16 protein-coding genes and 1 other RNA gene are annotated in these 15278 nt (G+C 53.2%); 12 read left to right on the forward strand and 5 right to left on the reverse strand.

Annotation, left to right across the window (positions count from 1 at the left end; genetic code table 11):
- The first annotated feature begins 30 nt into the window (after positions 1 to 30).
- Together HED65_RS06680 and HED65_RS06685 are read left to right on the forward strand one after the other, a co-directional pair.
- Complete coding sequence (locus HED65_RS06680; RefSeq protein WP_114977937.1) at positions 31 to 396, forward strand: type II toxin-antitoxin system RelE/ParE family toxin; 366 nt, start codon at positions 31 to 33, stop codon at positions 394 to 396.
- Positions 368 to 697 (forward strand): helix-turn-helix domain-containing transcriptional regulator, encoded by a 330-nt coding sequence (locus HED65_RS06685; RefSeq protein WP_114977938.1) that lies wholly within the window; start codon positions 368 to 370, stop codon positions 695 to 697. The genes HED65_RS06680 and HED65_RS06685 overlap by 29 nt, the downstream gene beginning before the upstream one ends.
- A 2-nt stretch (positions 698 to 699) precedes the next feature.
- Here HED65_RS06685 and queC read toward each other — a convergent pair whose 3' ends face one another.
- Positions 700 to 1395 (reverse strand): 7-cyano-7-deazaguanine synthase QueC, encoded by a 696-nt coding sequence (gene queC, locus HED65_RS06690; protein WP_114977939.1) that lies wholly within the window; start codon positions 1393 to 1395, stop codon positions 700 to 702.
- Between the two features lie 65 nt (positions 1396 to 1460).
- Complete coding sequence (locus HED65_RS06695) at positions 1461 to 3161, reverse strand: SgrR family transcriptional regulator (protein WP_114977940.1); 1701 nt, start codon at positions 3159 to 3161, stop codon at positions 1461 to 1463.
- A 101-nt stretch (positions 3162 to 3262) separates the two neighbouring features.
- Here HED65_RS06695 and cof point away from each other — a divergent pair, with 101 nt between their 5' ends.
- Positions 3263 to 4081, forward strand: a complete 819-nt coding sequence (cof, locus tag HED65_RS06700; RefSeq protein ID WP_114977941.1) for an HMP-PP phosphatase — start codon at positions 3263 to 3265, stop codon at positions 4079 to 4081.
- A 40-nt stretch (positions 4082 to 4121) separates the two neighbouring features.
- Here cof and HED65_RS06705 read toward each other — a convergent pair whose 3' ends face one another.
- Positions 4122 to 5168, reverse strand: coding sequence for a PLP-dependent cysteine synthase family protein (locus HED65_RS06705; protein ID WP_114977942.1), 1047 nt, complete (start codon positions 5166 to 5168; stop codon positions 4122 to 4124).
- A gap of 115 nt (positions 5169 to 5283) precedes the next feature.
- Here HED65_RS06705 and HED65_RS06710 point away from each other — a divergent pair, with 115 nt between their 5' ends.
- The 5 genes from HED65_RS06710 (at position 5284) to amtB (ending at position 11203) form a co-directional block, all read left to right on the forward strand.
- Entirely contained in the window at positions 5284 to 5742 is a 459-nt protein-coding gene (locus HED65_RS06710) for an Lrp/AsnC family transcriptional regulator (protein WP_015571267.1), read from the forward strand.
- 30 nt (positions 5743 to 5772) lie between these two features.
- Positions 5773 to 7545, forward strand: coding sequence for a SmdA family multidrug ABC transporter permease/ATP-binding protein (locus HED65_RS06715; RefSeq protein WP_114977943.1), 1773 nt, complete (start codon positions 5773 to 5775; stop codon positions 7543 to 7545).
- The gene (locus HED65_RS06720) at positions 7538 to 9319 is read left to right on the forward strand and encodes a SmdB family multidrug efflux ABC transporter permease/ATP-binding protein (protein WP_114977944.1); all 1782 of its coding nucleotides are present in this window, start codon (positions 7538 to 7540) and stop codon (positions 9317 to 9319) included. The genes HED65_RS06715 and HED65_RS06720 overlap by 8 nt, the downstream gene beginning before the upstream one ends.
- 220 nt (positions 9320 to 9539) lie before the next feature.
- Positions 9540 to 9878 carry a P-II family nitrogen regulator gene (gene glnK, locus HED65_RS06725; protein WP_008503304.1) on the forward strand — a complete coding sequence of 113 codons (339 nt, stop codon included), beginning with the start codon at positions 9540 to 9542 and terminating at the stop codon, positions 9876 to 9878.
- A 35-nt stretch (positions 9879 to 9913) separates the two neighbouring features.
- The gene (gene amtB, locus HED65_RS06730; RefSeq protein WP_114977945.1) at positions 9914 to 11203 is read left to right on the forward strand and encodes an ammonium transporter AmtB; all 1290 of its coding nucleotides are present in this window, start codon (positions 9914 to 9916) and stop codon (positions 11201 to 11203) included.
- A gap of 48 nt (positions 11204 to 11251) precedes the next feature.
- Here the strand turns inward: amtB and tesB are convergent, their stop codons facing one another.
- Positions 11252 to 12112, reverse strand: coding sequence for an acyl-CoA thioesterase II (gene tesB, locus HED65_RS06735; protein ID WP_028017629.1), 861 nt, complete (start codon positions 12110 to 12112; stop codon positions 11252 to 11254).
- A gap of 203 nt (positions 12113 to 12315) precedes the next feature.
- Here tesB and HED65_RS06740 point away from each other — a divergent pair, with 203 nt between their 5' ends.
- Positions 12316 to 12843, forward strand: coding sequence for a YbaY family lipoprotein (locus HED65_RS06740; protein ID WP_114977946.1), 528 nt, complete (start codon positions 12316 to 12318; stop codon positions 12841 to 12843).
- Positions 12844 to 12871: 28 nt separating this feature from the next.
- On the opposite strand, the gene HED65_RS06745 is transcribed toward HED65_RS06740, so the two are convergent.
- Entirely contained in the window at positions 12872 to 13183 is a 312-nt protein-coding gene (locus HED65_RS06745) for an MGMT family protein (protein ID WP_114977947.1), read from the reverse strand.
- A gap of 169 nt (positions 13184 to 13352) precedes the next feature.
- Here HED65_RS06745 and ffs point away from each other — a divergent pair.
- The 3 genes from ffs to HED65_RS22640 all read left to right on the forward strand — a co-directional run bounded on the left by ffs (position 13353) and on the right by HED65_RS22640 (position 15266).
- Positions 13353 to 13449, forward strand: an RNA gene (gene ffs, locus HED65_RS06750) — signal recognition particle sRNA small type.
- 162 nt (positions 13450 to 13611) lie between these two features.
- Complete coding sequence (locus HED65_RS06755; protein ID WP_114978093.1) at positions 13612 to 14661, forward strand: N-acetylmuramidase family protein; 1050 nt, start codon at positions 13612 to 13614, stop codon at positions 14659 to 14661.
- Positions 14658 to 15266, forward strand: coding sequence for an SH3 domain-containing protein (locus tag HED65_RS22640; protein ID WP_114977948.1), 609 nt, complete (start codon positions 14658 to 14660; stop codon positions 15264 to 15266). The genes HED65_RS06755 and HED65_RS22640 overlap by 4 nt, the downstream gene beginning before the upstream one ends.
- The last annotated feature ends 12 nt before the right edge of the window (positions 15267 to 15278 follow it).

Consider the following 15278-nt stretch of genomic DNA (forward strand, 5'->3'; position numbering starts at 1 on the left):
AAGACAAATGGTTTTTTCAGGGATAGAATCATGGACAGGGACTACGTTGTGGAGCGTTACCAGACCCGAGACGGAAAAGTGCCGTTTGAGGAGTGGGTGGCGAAGATGAAGCGAAAGGATCCGGAGTTAGTGTTTCGGATCCTTTTACGTATAGACCGGGCGGAAAAAGGGAATTTCGGTAATTACCGATACCTCAGAGATGGCGTCTGGGAAATGAAAATAGATTGTGGTCCCGGTTATCGAGTTTATTTTGCAGTAGAACATCGGGAGATCTTATTGTTACTGATTGGCGGTGACAAAAAGAGTCAACAAGCTGATGTTAAACAGGCAATAGGCTACTGGAAAGATCATCAAAAGGATAAACCGGATGAGCAGAAGCGAACGAAAATTTTCTAGTTCCGTCAGTCACGATGAAGCGGTCGTTAAAATGCTTCGCGAAAATCCATCTTACGCACAGCTTTATCTTCAGGTCGCTCTGGAAGAAATCTATGAAGACAAGGGGATACCTGCATATTTAATTGCGTTAAGACGTGTTATCGAATCCCGCGGCGGTATTGGCCTCATCTCTGCTAAAGCGGGTCTGTCCCGCCAACAGCTATACCGAACGTTATCAGACAACGGTAACCCTACGCTGACAACGTTAATGAAAATCACGCGTGCTGCTGGCGTGAAACTGTTCGACAGCACGGTGAAGTAACTTTATTTCAGTCCGGTTTTTTTCTGCATCGCGGCCATTACGCCGGCTTTATCGGCCAGATAGTGATTAAGCCCGTTAGCGCGCAGGTTGCAGGCAGCGCACTGACCACAACCGTTACCTTTGATACCGTTATAGCAGGTGAGGGTTTCACTGCGAACCAGGTCCAGTTTGCCCCAGTAGTCTGCCAGCGCCCAGGTCTCTGCTTTATCCAGCCACATCAGTGGTGTTTCAAAGCGCGTCTCTTTTGCCATCCCAAGATTGACCGCGTGGTTTAGTGCCTTCACGAATTCGTCGCGGCAGTCCGGGTAGCCAGAGAAGTCGGTTTCGCACACGCCGGTGATCACCGCTTCGGCTTGCACCTGGTAAGCATAAATCGCCGTCAGGGTCAGGAAGAGAATATTACGTCCAGGAACAAAGGTATTGGGGATACCGCTGGCGTCAGGTACATAGTCAGGTACAGGAATACTGTCGCGGGTGAGGCTACTGACGGCCAGTTCATTTAACAGCGTAACGTCCAGCACCTTGTGCGCGCGTGCGCCCAGTTTCAGAGCAAGTTCACGCGCAACGTCGATTTCAGCGCGATGGCGTTGACCATAATCGAAAGTGACACAGTGAACTTCATCATACTGATGAAGGGCCTGAACCAGGCAGGTAGTGGAATCTTGTCCTCCGCTGAACACGACGACGGCACGTTTCATAAATCATCTCGATAGTTACGATAAAACGTTATGTTACCGTCTGACCACGACGGCGACCAGCTTCTTCACGATTTGGGGGCGGGCAGCCAGGCTTCGGTAAAATCAAACCAGCCACGAGTGTTAAGCCGAATTCCGTTGACCCCTGGCGGGGCGCTGATCTGGTATTGATAGTTGAACAGTGGCGTTAGTACAGCTTTTTCCATGAGCTGAGAGAAAATAGCTTTGAGCCCGGCATGTCTGGCCTGTTCGTCGGTCTGGGTTTGAACGGCGTCCAGAGTGGCCTGCAGATGGGCAAATTGCGGCGCGTTCAGCAGGTGTGGCCATAAGACGTCACAGCGCAGCCATTGTTCAAGCGTATATTCTGGCGCTTCGCCAATCAGTCTGTCCCCCATCATGATGTCAGCATCGGCAAGATTCTGACATCCGTCCCAGGTTTTCGCATCGTAAAAGATAATCGTAAGCTCACAACCCTGTTGCGCAAGATACAGTTTTAGTTGGCTTGCCATCGTATGTAACTCGACGGGCAAATGGTAAGCCAGTGTTAATTTTTCCGGCAGAGGGACATTCGTTAAATCAGGCCACTGCGGGATCGCCCAGCCGGGAAGTAACTCCTCTGTCGGGGTAATCAGCCCTTCATCCAGTGGAAGCGTATGCAGAAGCGTTGAGAGATGGATGATATTGATGAGCCGTCGCGCCTGCATTTCACTCAGGCGCGGGCTTTGCTTCAGGGTGAGATAACAAAAACCCAGGCTGGTGCTGTTAGTGACCAGGCGCAGGCGCTCCAGTTCATCCGGCTCGCCAATGGCGATTTGCACCGGATGGCGACAGCTGGTACCTAACCCATAGTCAAACAGCGACGGTGTTATCCAGTATTCGATAGCTTTAAGCAATGGATGGCTGAGATGGTACTGTTCGTGGCTTTCCAGACGCACCAGATCGGGGGCGTACACGCTGAGTCTGAAGGGGCCGCAGCCCGCCATCGGCTGGTCAGGATGCGCAAGCCGGCTACAGTAGGTTGCCAGCCGATGCGCCAGCCAGAAATCCGGTTGATGCAAGATAAAGGTCAGGCACTGGGGATGGGTGACTTCAATACATAAGACACTCTGGAATAGCTTACGCAAGGCAGGCAATGCGAGCAGCGCCATCAGGCTTTGCTGCAGTTGCACGGTTTCGACCTTATCACCGTTATGCCAGTGTAGCGTGGAGCGAATATAAAAATGCCAGCGCAAACCGTCCTCTGACACCTCCCAGTGATGGGCAAGATCGCCAGTTGGTTCACTGCTGTCGCCGTGAAAGCGTGTTAACCCGGAAAAAACCTGCCCTGCCAGGTGCTGTTCTGCCCGGCCGGGTAAAAAACCCGGATGAAGGGGATCCAGTGAGCGGTAATAGGGAATGCGCAGCGTCGGCGTATCGTTTTGCCATTGCCCGCCTAAGAACGGATGCAGCAATGAACGTAACTCTTGTGGTGCAAGCTGGGCCAGCTCAAGCGCATTGTGCTGCTGCCCATGCTTCAGAGCCTCTTCCATCATCGCATTGCGCAGTGACTCAGGGGTGACATGGAACGTCAGTTCACCGCGCTTTCCGCGACCAGACTGTGCACGCCAGGTAAGCCATCCCGCCTCATGAGCCTGACGCAGCAGCGTTCTAACATGTCTTTCACTACAGAAACAGCGGGTAGCCAGTTCGCTGATGGTGACGTGTTGTGTCGCGCCAGCGGAAGGCTGCCACAAACGGTGATACTGGTTGAGTCGGTTAAGCTGACGCATGAGAAACCCGGAACAATAATTATCATCTATTCACTATTACTTCCGTATATCTCACGTAATACTGAAGCACAAGTTAACCGCATCACACTTCAGGAGTAATCATGGCTCGGCTCGCTGCATTTGATATGGACGGTACGCTGTTAATGCCGGATCACCGTTTAGGGGAGAAAACCCTGAACACGCTGAAGCGCCTGCACGAGCGTGATGTCACTCTGACGTTTGCCACCGGCCGCCATGTGCTGGAGATGCGCCATTTACTGGGGGCGTTTTCCCTGGACGCTTTTCTGATCACGGGCAACGGGACGCGCATTCATTCCGTGGAAGGGGACGTTCTGCATCGTCAGGATCTTAACCCGGAAGTGGCGGATATCGTGCTACACAGTACCTGGGATACGCAGGCCAGCCTCCACGTTTTTAACGATAACGGCTGGTTTACCGGGCGTGAAATACCGGAATTGTTGCATGCGCATGTCTACAGCGGTTTTAAATATCAGCTTATCGATCTACGTCGGATCCCTGCCCATGCGGTGACCAAAATCTGTTTTTGTGGCGATCATGACGATCTCTGTCGCTTGCGCATTCAGTTAAATGAGGCTCTGGGTGACAAGGCGCACCTGACCTTTTCGGCGGTGGATTGCCTGGAGGTGCTTCCCGTGGGCTGTAACAAAGGTTCTGCCCTGGCGGTACTGAGTGACCACCTGGGCTTCACACTGCAGGATTGTATGGCGTTTGGCGATGCCATGAATGACCGCGAGATGCTGGGCAGCGTTGGTCGCGGTTTGATAATGGGGAATGCGATGCCGCAGCTAATTGCAGAACTTCCTCATCTGCCTGTTATCGGGCATTGCGGTAACGAAGCGGTGTCCCATTTTTTGACGCATTGGCTGGACAACAACAACCTCCCATATTCCCCCGAATAGTGAGACCCTTCCAGCAAGCCAGACTTCGGTCTGGCTTTTTTTATTTCACCAGCTGTGCAATCTGCGCTTTCCAGGGCTCAATATCGCCGATATTTGCCTGCACCCATTGCGCATTGTAATAGGTCTCAAGGTAGCGCTCGCCGCTGTCGCAGAGCAGGGTGACGATGGAGCCGGTTCGACCCTCTTCACGCATGCGTTCTGCGAGCTGCAGGGCTCCCCGCATATTGGTCCCGGTAGAAGCCCCGACTTTGCGGCCAAGCTGCGTTTCCAGCCAGTGCGCGGTGGCGACACTTGCGGCATCCGGTACGCGCAACATCTCATCCACCACATCCGGGATGAACGATGGCTCCACGCGCGGGCGACCAATCCCTTCAATTTTACTGCCCACCGGGCTGCGCAGGTCGGCATCGCGGTTCTGCCAGTAGTCGAGGAACACGGAGTTTTGCGGGTCAACCACCATCAGTTGGGTGTCGTAGCCCTGACAGCGGATATAACGCCCGATGGTGGCGGAAGTACCGCCCGTCCCGGCGCTCATCACAATGTATGAGGGAACGGGATGCGGTTCGTGGGACATCTGACGGAAAATACTGTCGGCGATATTGTTATTGCCGCGCCAGTCGGTAGCACGTTCCGCAAAGGTAAACTGATCCATGTAGTGGCCGTTCAACTCGCGTGCCAGCATTTCGGATGCCGCGTAGATTTCACAGGCACTTTCCACAAAGTGGCAGCGTCCACCATAGAATTCGATCTGTTCGATTTTACGTTTCGCCGTGCAGGAAGGCATCACGGCGATGAAGGGTAAACCCAGCAGGCGGGCAAAGTAGGCTTCGGACACCGCCGTTGAACCGGATGAGGATTCAATGATGGTGGTACCTTCTTTAATCCAGCCGTTACATAAACCGTATAAAAACAGTGAACGCGCCAGGCGATGCTTCAGGCTACCGGTAGGATGGGTGCTTTCATCTTTCAGATAGAGCTGAATACCGTCAAATCCCGGCAGGGAAAGTCGAATCAGGTGTGTATCCGCCGAGCGCTGATAGTCGGCATTGATTTCGCTGATGGCATGTTTAACCCAGGAGCTATTCATCGTAGTTATCCGTTTGTCATTTTGTGCCCAGCATAGCGAAAAGCACAGAAAAAATTGTTGCTATATAACCTTTAAAATAGAATGAAGGGAGAAAAATTTTCTCTGTGAGGTGGGTATGCTAGATAAAATTGACCGCAAGCTCCTTTCATTGCTGCAAAGTGACTGTACCCTCTCTTTGCAGGCGCTGGCAGATGCCGTTAATCTGACCACCACACCGTGCTGGAAGCGCCTTAAGAAGCTTGAAGATGACGGGATCCTTCTGGGACGCGTCGCGTTATTAGATCCCGAAAAGCTGGGGCTTGGGTTGACGGCATTTGTCCTGATTAAAACCCAGCATCACAGCAGCGAGTGGTATTGCCGTTTTGTCACTCAGGTTTCTGATATGCCTGAGGTGCTCGGTTTCTGGCGTATGGCCGGAGAATACGATTACCTGATGCGCGTTCAGGTGGCGGACATGAAGCGCTATGACGATTTTTACAAGCGACTGGTGAACAGCGTACCGGGTTTGTCGGACGTCACCTCGAGCTTCGCGATGGAACAGATTAAATACACCACAGCACTACCTATTGAATAACTTCGTAAAATACCTTCAGGAACAAACCGCGTGCGATTATTTGCCCAATTAAGCTGGTACTTTCGTCGGGAGTGGCAACGCTATCTCGGCGCAATATTCCTGCTTATTATCATTGCCATTTTGCAGTTGATCCCGCCGAAAGTGGTGGGATATGTCGTGGATGGCGTCACTGAACAACATTACACCACCGCACGGGTGTTGATGTGGGTTGGCACACTGGTGCTGACGGCTGTCATTGTTTATCTGTTGCGCTATGTCTGGCGCGTGCTGTTATTCGGTGCGTCCTACCAACTGGCTGTTGAGCTACGTGAAGATTTTTACCGTCAGTTGAGCCGACAGCACCCAGAGTTTTATCTGCGACACCGCACCGGGGATCTCATCGCACGCGCGACAAACGACGTCGATCGTGTGGTGTTCGCCGCCGGAGAAGGGGTGTTAACGCTGGTGGATTCTCTGGTCATGGGCTGCGCGGTCCTGATTGTGATGTCTACTCAGATCAGCTGGCAGCTCACCCTGCTGGCATTGTTGCCGATGCCGCTGATGGCACTGGCGATCAACCGTTTTGGTGAGCAACTGCATGAGCGCTTTAAGCTGGCGCAAGCGGCGTTCTCTTCACTGAACGACCGTACGCAAGAGAGTATGACCAGCATCCGTATGATTAAAGCATTTGGTCTGGAGGACAGACAATCAGCACTGTTTGCAGCCGATGCCGCAGACACGGGGGCGAAGAATATGCGCGTCGCGCGAATTGATGCGCGTTTTGACCCGACAATCTATGTCGCGATCGGCATGGCAAATCTGCTGGCTATTGGTGGGGGAAGCTGGATGGTGGTACAGGGCTCGTTAACCCTGGGACAATTGACCAGCTTTGCGATGTACCTGGGGCTGATGATCTGGCCGATGCTGGCATTGGCCTGGATGTTTAACATCGTTGAACGCGGTAGCGCCGCCTACAGCCGTATTCGCACCATGTTGGCCGAAGCACCGGTGGTGAATGACGGCAACGAAGCCGTACCTGAAGGGCGTGGTGTCATAAATGTTGACGTCCGTAAGTTTGTTTATCCGCAAACGGAACATCCGGTACTGGAGAACGTTAGTTTTACGCTTCAGCCAGGTCAGATGTTGGGCATTTGTGGCCCTACAGGTTCTGGCAAAAGTACCGTGCTCTCACTGCTTCAGCGCCACTTTGACGTCACGCAGGGCGATATTCGCTTCCATGATATCCCCCTGACGCAACTGTTGCTGGACGACTGGCGAGGTCGTCTGGCGGTCGTCAGCCAGACGCCGTTTCTCTTTTCCGACACAGTGGCCAACAACATTGCCCTCGGACGTCCATCGGCGACACAGGAAGAGATTGAGCATGTGGCGCGTTTAGCCAGCGTACATGATGATATTTTGCGTCTACCGCAAGGCTACGAAACGGAAGTCGGGGAACGTGGCGTCATGTTGTCCGGAGGACAAAAGCAGCGAATCTCAATTGCCCGCGCGCTGCTTCTTAATGCCGAAATCCTGATTCTGGATGATGCGCTTTCCGCGGTGGATGGTCGTACCGAGCACCAGATCCTGCATAACCTGCGCCAGTGGGGCGACGGACGTACGGTGATTATCAGTGCCCACCGTTTGTCGGCGTTGGCGGAAGCCAGCGAAATTTTAGTGTTGCAGCACGGGCACATTGCCCAGCGCGGGCAGCATGAAAAACTGGCCGAGCAACCGGGCTGGTATCGCGACATGTATCGTTATCAACAGCTTGAAGCGGCGCTGGATGATGCTCCAGAACAGGACACGGAGGCCGCTAATGCGTAAATTTGGCTCGATGTGGCCGACGTTAAAACGTCTGCTGGCCTACGGTTCACCGTGGCGAAAACCGCTGTCTGTTGCCGTGCTGTTGCTCTGGATTGCGGCGATTGCTGAAGTGAGCGGTCCACTGCTTATTAGCTATTTCATCGACAACATGGTTGCCAAACGTTACCTACCACTGGGGCTGGTGGCGGGCCTGGGTGTGGCTTACGTTGGCTTACAGCTGACAGCGGCGGGGCTTCATTATGCTCAGTCGTTGCTGTTTAACCGTGCAGCCGTGGGGGTCGTGCAGCAGTTGCGTACCGATGTCATGGACGCTGCATTGCGCCAGCCGCTCAGCGAGTTTGATACCCAGCCCGTCGGGCAGGTGATTTCGCGCGTGACCAACGATACGGAGGTGATCCGCGATCTTTACGTCACCGTGGTGGCAACTGTGCTGCGCAGCGCGGCGCTGATTGGCGCGATGCTGGTGGCGATGTTCAGCCTCGACTGGCGAATGGCACTGGTGGCGATCACCATCTTCCCGGCGGTGTTGATTGTGATGGTTATCTATCAACGTTACAGCACACCCATTGTGCGTCGGGTGCGAGCCTATCTGGCCGATATCAATGATGGCTTCAATGAAGTGATCAACGGTATGAGCGTCATTCAGCAGTTCCGTCAGCAGGCACGTTTTGGCGAGCGGATGGGCGAAGCCAGTCGTTCGCACTATATGGCGCGTATGCAGACGCTGCGGCTTGACGGTTTCCTGTTACGCCCGCTATTGAGCCTCTTCTCCGCGCTGGTGCTCTGTGGCCTGCTCATGCTGTTTGGCCTGACCACTCACGGAACCATTGAGGTTGGGGTCCTGTATGCTTTCATCAGCTACCTTGGCCGCCTTAACGAACCGTTGATTGAGCTTACGACACAGCAGTCGATGCTCCAGCAGGCCGTCGTGGCAGGGGAGCGCGTGTTCGAGTTGATGGACAGACCGCGTCAGACCTACGGCAACGATGACCGTGCGCTGCAAAGCGGGGCCATTAGCTTTGATAACGTCTCGTTTGCTTATCGTGAAGACCGGCTGGTATTGCAGGACATCACACTGGATGTCCCGTCCCGGGGCTTTGTTGCGCTGGTGGGGCATACTGGCAGCGGTAAGAGTACGCTCGCAAGCTTGTTGATGGGGTACTATCCGCTAAGCCATGGTGAGATTCGCCTCGACGGACGCCCGCTCGCATCTCTCAACCATAATGTGTTACGTAAAGGCGTTGCAATGGTGCAGCAGGATCCGGTCGTGATGGCGGATACCTTCTACGCCAACGTGACGCTGGGCCGGGACTATACCCATGAACAGGTCTGGGATGTACTGGAGAAAGTGCAACTGGCAGAGCTGGCACGTGGTTTCAGCGACGGGATCAATACGAAGCTGGGTGAGCAGGGGAACAATCTCTCTGTTGGGCAAAAACAGCTTCTGGCGCTGGCGCGGGTACTGATTGAAACGCCGCAAATTTTGATTCTGGATGAAGCGACGGCCAGTATTGATTCCGGTACCGAACAAGCTATCCAGCAGGCGCTTGCCGCCGTGCGTGACCATACAACGCTGGTGGTGATTGCCCACCGCCTTTCCACGATTGTTGACGCGGATACCATTCTGGTGCTGCACCGTGGACAAGCCGTTGAGCGCGGTACACACCGGGAGTTGCTGGAAGCAAAAGGGCGCTACTGGCAAATGTACCAGTTGCAACTGGCAGGCGAAGAGCTGGCTGCCAGCGTGCGTGAGGAAGAGTCACTGAGCGCCTGATGCACCAAAATGAGGCGACGCACTAACAGTCATTCCTGTTGGTGCAAAACTGAAACGCACCATGCACTGGCATGGTGCGTTTTTTTTCACCCGTTTGTTGATCAAGGCCGTGTAACGCTCCTTGCACCGCGATTCACCCTGTTTTTCATTTCTGGCACATCCCTTGCAATATCTTCTGCGTTAGCTGCGGCCATTACCGAATTCTGACTGGAGGGGATCTATGAAGCTGGTTACGGTTGTAATCAAACCATTCAAACTCGAAGACGTGCGTGAAGCGTTGTCTTCAATGGGTATTCAGGGACTGACTGTCACCGAAGTGAAAGGCTTTGGTCGTCAGAAAGGTCATGCCGAGCTTTATCGCGGGGCGGAATACAGCGTTAACTTCCTGCCAAAAGTAAAAATTGATGTCGCGATTGCTGATGACCAGCTTGATGAAGTCATCGATGTGATCAGCAAAGCGGCCTACACCGGCAAAATTGGCGACGGCAAAATTTTCGTTGCCGAACTGCAGCGCGTCATTCGCATCCGTACCGGCGAATCTGACGAAGCGGCACTGTAAGTAACTCCTGGCACACAGTGATAGGGATCGAGAAAATGAAGATAGCAACACTTAAAACGGGTCTGGGGTCGCTGGCACTGCTGCCGGGCCTGGCGCTGGCTGCTGCTCCTGCGGTGGCAGACAAAGCCGATAACGCCTTTATGATGATCAGCACCGCGCTGGTGCTGTTCATGTCAATTCCGGGCATTGCGCTGTTCTACGGTGGCCTGATCCGTGGCAAAAACGTTCTCTCCATGCTGACGCAGGTTGCCGTGACGTTCGCACTGGTCTGCGTGCTGTGGGTGGTTTACGGTTACTCGCTGGCTTTCGGCACGGGCAACGCCTTCTTTGGTAACTTCGACTGGGTGATGCTGAAAAATATTGAGCTGACCGCGCTGATGGGCAGCTTCTATCAATACATCCATGTCGCTTTCCAGGGCTCGTTCGCCTGTATTACCGTCGGGCTGATTGTGGGCGCGCTGGCTGAGCGTATTCGCTTCTCTGCGGTGCTGATCTTCGTGGTGGTCTGGCTGACGCTCTCGTATGTGCCAATTGCACACATGGTCTGGGGTGGTGGTCTGCTGGCAACGCACGGTGCGCTGGACTTCGCGGGTGGTACCGTTGTACACATCAACGCTGCGGTCGCAGGTCTGGTGGGCGCATACCTGATTGGCAAACGCGTTGGCTTCGGTAAAGAAGCGTTCAAACCGCACAACCTGCCGATGGTCTTTACGGGTACTGCGATCCTCTACTTTGGCTGGTTCGGCTTCAACGCCGGTTCGGCAAGTGCTGCGAACGAAATTGCCGCACTGGCTTTCGTGAACACTGTAGTGGCAACGGCGGGTGCAATCCTCTCCTGGGTATTTGGTGAGTGGGCGGTGCGCGGTAAACCTTCCCTGCTGGGTGCCTGTTCGGGAGCCATTGCCGGTCTGGTTGGTATCACGCCAGCGTGTGGTTATGTTGGTGTAGGCGGTGCGCTGCTGGTTGGCCTGGTGTCCGGTCTGGCGGGTCTGTGGGGCGTGACTGCACTGAAACGTGTTCTGCGCGTTGATGACCCTTGTGATGTGTTTGGTGTACACGGCGTGTGCGGCATCATCGGTTGTATCATGACAGGTATCTTCGCCGCGAAATCTCTCGGTGGCGTGGGTTACGCAGAAGGCGTCACCATGGCTCATCAGTTGCTGGTACAGCTGGAAAGTATTGCTATCACCGTTGTGTGGTCTGCAGTTGTGGCCTTCATTGGCTACAAACTGGCAGACATGACAGTCGGTCTGCGCGTACCGGAAGAGCAGGAGCGCGAAGGTCTGGACGTCAACAGCCACGGCGAGAATGCGTATAACGCATAATAAACAGCAAAACGGCAACTTCGGTTGCCGTTTTTAATGGTTGTTCCCTCAGCCTCTATTACGCATCACCCCTTCCTGTACCGTCGAGGCTACTAACACGCCATCCTGGGTATAAAACTCCCCACGTACAAACCCGCGTGCGCTTGACGCCGACGTACTCTCCACACTGTAGAGCAACCACTCATTCATGTTGAAAGGACGGTGGAACCACATGGAGTGATCAATCGTCGCAACCTGCATCCCTTTTTCCAGGAACCCGACACCGTGCGGCTGCAGCGCCACCGGCAGGAAGTTGAAGTCTGACGCATAACCCAGCAAATACTGATGAACGCGGAAGTCTTCTGGCACATTACCGTTAGCCCGGATCCATACCTGGCGCGTCGGCTCGGCGGTGTGACCTTTCATCGGGTTATGGAACTCGACGGGACGGATCTCAAGCGGCTTGTCACAGAGGAACTTCTCTTTGACCTGCGGTGGAAGCAGGTGCGCCAGCGCGCGGGCGATGTCGGTTTCAGATTTCAGCTCGTCGGGTACCGGTGCCGGAGGCATCGCCTTCTGGTGCTCATAACCGGTTTCAGGTGCCTGGAAAGAGGCGGTCATATAAAAGATTGGCTTACCGTTCTGAATGGCCGCTACGCGTCGCGCACTGAAACTGTTGCCATCTCGTAATACTTCGACGTCATAAACAATCGGTTTTGCGCTATCACCGGGGCGTAAGAAGTAGCTGTGGAATGAATGCACCAGACGGTCTGCCGGGACAGTCTCTTTTGCTGCGTACAGCGCTTGTCCAACGACTTGCCCACCGAAGACCTGGCGTAAGCCCAAATCTTCGCTCTGTCCGCGAAAGAGTCCTTCCTCAATTTTTTCCAGATTCAGTAATGTCAGCAGATTGTTCAGTGCCTGACTCATAGTTGTCCTCAATAAACGCCGTAGCGAAAGATAGGCAGAGTATAACGCAGAAATGAAAGTGGTCCGATGGGTAGAATAATCTGAATATCGGGACGATCTCAGGCATTAATCAGTGATTTGTGCCACACTTGAATACGTTATGTGATTGAAACGACATCGGATGGGATCGATCCCGCTGGTGCATTGATGATAAGGAGACTTCAATGAAACTCGTGCCCATGCTAAGTGGTGTAGCTATTGCGGTGGCGTTGTCCGCCTGTGCCGGTAAGAGCGCCCAGGTGCCAGTGCCAGCAGCAGATCCATACGGGATTAATACCCTTTCTCAGCAATCCATTCAGCAGCCTAACGTTTCCGGTACCATCTGGATTAAACAGAAAGTGGCGTTACCACCGGATGCGATATTAACGGTCACACTGTCTGATGCTTCTCTGGCAGACGCGCCGTCGAAAGTACTGGCGCAGCGTGCCGTACGTACTGAAGGTAAGCAGGCACCGTTTAGCTTCGTGTTGCCGTACAACCCATCAGACGTGCAGCCGAATGCCCGTATCCTCATGAGTGCAGCGGTAACGATCAACGGTAAGCTGGTCTTTATCACCGATACGGTCCAGGAAGCGATCAACAACGGTGGGACCAAAGTCGACCTGAACCTGGTGCCGGTGCAGCAGACCGAAGTGCCTGTGGCTCCGCAGACGAACCAACCGTCTGTACCAACCCCACCGACTCAGCTGTAATTTATACCCCTCTCCTTTGGGGGAGGGGTCAGTATACCCAGCGATACTTCTGTAAATCGATCTGACCTGATCCAGACACCTGCACACCTTCTGAGAGTAACGCCTGACGTTGACGCTGGAGATCCGGACCCGTCAGCGAGATGACACCATGACGGTTGACCACCCGGTGCCAGGGCAGGGTACTCCCTTCCGGTAGTCTTTTCAGAACACCGCCCACCTGCCGCGCTGCGCGCGGGGAACCCGCCAGACGCGCGACTTCACCATAGGTGGTGACATAGCCTTCCGGGATTGAGGCCACGATTTGCCATACACGCTGCGGAAATGAGTCGTGTTCGTCCATACGTTCACCTGTGGGATTTACTGGACAGCCATGTTAAACGAAGATCGTCAGGATTGCTGCGCCAGTTTGCGCAAGAAACCAGCATCCGGTTCCTGGCAGCTTGCAATTGGACGTTAGCACAGGGATAATGCGCCAGCGCGTTGGTTATCAACGCTCTCAATGGGGGCTCTGTTGGTTCTCCCGCAACGCTACTCTGTTTACCAGGTCAGGTCCGGAAGGAAGCAGCCAAGGCAGACGACGTGTGTGCCGGGATGTAGCTGGCAGGGCCCCCACCCATTTGTGCTCCCAATAATTCCTGTTTTCAGTGTTTACCTGGTGCGGCGCAAGTGGTGTATCAATGCCTGATGGATGTGAGCAGCTTTATACTGTCGATCACGAGGTGCGGTTTCCCGCTAACCGTATATTTTTTCATTTATGAGTACTCAGAAATGGATAATTCTCTCAGACGTTTGTCACCTTTATTGAAAAGTGCAGTAGGAACGCCAGGTAAAGCAGGAAACTTTCAGCGCGACGTGATTATCGTGCAATACCTGTTTAATCTCATTAAGCCTATCATCCAGTATGACATCCCAGAAGATGGGATTATTTCCCCGACATTGATCAGAACCATCAGCCAGTTTCAGTCCATTCATTTGCGTTTCCAGCATCCCGATGGGGTTATTGAGCCAGAAGGGAAGACTTTCCGTGGATTAGTTGCTGCTGCGATGAAATATCCCCTTGCGTCCCAACAATCGTTTTTCACGTCTTCATTTTTTAGGCAACCTTCTGCCAATGAAAATAGCGTCCGTCAGCTGGTTAACGATTATCTGAGAAAAGAGCGCTACAACGTAGCAGATGAAACCCTTGAGCGAAGCAAGCTGATGGCACCTGGAATTGATGGGGCTGTATCGCTGACGGAGCAGGACTTTACTGAAGCCTGGGAAAATCTTAATCGTCGGGTAGAACTAAATATCATCAAAGCTTTTTCTATTGTGGAGTCGGGCGGACGATCTGGGTTTAATGCTTTAAATCTACCGATTATTGCGTATGAAGGGCATATTTTCCGTAAATACACCAAAAGGAAATACGATCAAACCCACCCTTTTTTGTCTTATAAATATGTAAAGAAAGCGGGTCCGGAATGGCAAAAAAACAATATCGACCAGCTTTCTGCATGGAATACCCTGGCGAAGGCTTACGCACTTGATGCCGAAGCTGCGATAAAATCGTGCTCATGGGGGATGTTCCAGATTATGGGGTTTAATTACCAATCGTGCGGTTATAAAGATCTCGGCACATTTTTAAAAGATATGAAGTCTAATGCCGGTAAGCAATTAAATGCTTTTTTACATTTGTGCAATAAGAACAGCTCACTACTGTCGGCAATGGTAAATAAGGACTTTTATAATATGGCATTCAACTATAACGGAAGCGATTTCGGTGATTATGACGTTAAAATTCGCAGAACTTATGAAAGCCTGGAGAAGGGGCGGAGATGAAAATTAAAATGATGCGCATAGTTTGCAGTTTTTCAGTCTTAATGGCGGCGTTTTCTTCGTATGCCACGACGCTACAGTCTGGCGTGTATGAAGGTTTGTTACTCGCCGTCTCACCGACGGGCAATATCACCGGGTATTACTCTGAATCGGCTGAAGACAGCGTAAAACGTACCTGCACTTTCTTTCTGACAGGCCATGTTTCAGCGCAACAGCCAGACACCATCACTTCATGGTCTTCATCTGTGCTCGCGGGCCATATTGCCGCGAATACCGCGGGTGTCACATTAGCCATTCCTGATGGGCAAAACCATGCTGGGTGTATGAATGTGCTGATGCCTGAAATTGCGACAGGTCTGGAACTGGAGAGGACGCGGCAGACACAGTGGCAAACGCTGATGAAGGTAAGCAGCCCGCGGGCTTATCTGAGCTCCATGCCTGATGCCGCGACCCGGCGTAAAGCCTGGATCGTTAAAGGAGACGTAGTAGGGGTAATACAAACCCAGGCTGGCTGGGCAGAGGTAGAGTTTGTCGCCCGTAGCGGAAAAACGACGCACGGCTGGGTGAATAGCAATGACGTTCAGCCGTTAACGCCTCCTGCATCCTGATCGGTTTATTTC

The sequence above is a fragment of the Pantoea sp. LS15 genome (assembly GCF_012241585.1).
Lineage (GTDB): Bacteria > Pseudomonadota > Gammaproteobacteria > Enterobacterales > Enterobacteriaceae > Enterobacter.

Bases quoted from the DNA above. Each gene is read 5' to 3' on its own strand.
- HED65_RS06745 (WP_114977947.1), bottom strand. From the start codon at position 13,183: ATGGACGAACACGACTCATTTCCGCAGCGTGTATGGCAAATCGTGGCC.
- queC (WP_114977939.1), bottom strand. From the start codon at position 1,395: ATGAAACGTGCCGTCGTCGTGTTCAGCGGAGGACAAGATTCCACTACC.
- cof (WP_114977941.1), top strand. From the start codon at position 3,263: ATGGCTCGGCTCGCTGCATTTGATATGGACGGTACGCTGTTAATGCCG.
- HED65_RS06705 (WP_114977942.1), bottom strand. From the start codon at position 5,168: ATGAATAGCTCCTGGGTTAAACATGCCATCAGCGAAATCAATGCCGAC.
- HED65_RS06740 (WP_114977946.1), top strand. From the start codon at position 12,316: ATGAAACTCGTGCCCATGCTAAGTGGTGTAGCTATTGCGGTGGCGTTG.
- HED65_RS06695 (WP_114977940.1), bottom strand. From the start codon at position 3,161: ATGCGTCAGCTTAACCGACTCAACCAGTATCACCGTTTGTGGCAGCCT.
- amtB (WP_114977945.1), top strand. From the start codon at position 9,914: ATGAAGATAGCAACACTTAAAACGGGTCTGGGGTCGCTGGCACTGCTG.
- HED65_RS06720 (WP_114977944.1), top strand. From the start codon at position 7,538: ATGCGTAAATTTGGCTCGATGTGGCCGACGTTAAAACGTCTGCTGGCC.
- HED65_RS22640 (WP_114977948.1), top strand. From the start codon at position 14,658: ATGAAAATTAAAATGATGCGCATAGTTTGCAGTTTTTCAGTCTTAATG.
- glnK (WP_008503304.1), top strand. From the start codon at position 9,540: ATGAAGCTGGTTACGGTTGTAATCAAACCATTCAAACTCGAAGACGTG.
- tesB (WP_028017629.1), bottom strand. From the start codon at position 12,112: ATGAGTCAGGCACTGAACAATCTGCTGACATTACTGAATCTGGAAAAA.
- HED65_RS06680 (WP_114977937.1), top strand. From the start codon at position 31: ATGGACAGGGACTACGTTGTGGAGCGTTACCAGACCCGAGACGGAAAA.
- HED65_RS06710 (WP_015571267.1), top strand. From the start codon at position 5,284: ATGCTAGATAAAATTGACCGCAAGCTCCTTTCATTGCTGCAAAGTGAC.
- HED65_RS06755 (WP_114978093.1), top strand. From the start codon at position 13,612: ATGGATAATTCTCTCAGACGTTTGTCACCTTTATTGAAAAGTGCAGTA.
- HED65_RS06685 (WP_114977938.1), top strand. From the start codon at position 368: ATGAGCAGAAGCGAACGAAAATTTTCTAGTTCCGTCAGTCACGATGAA.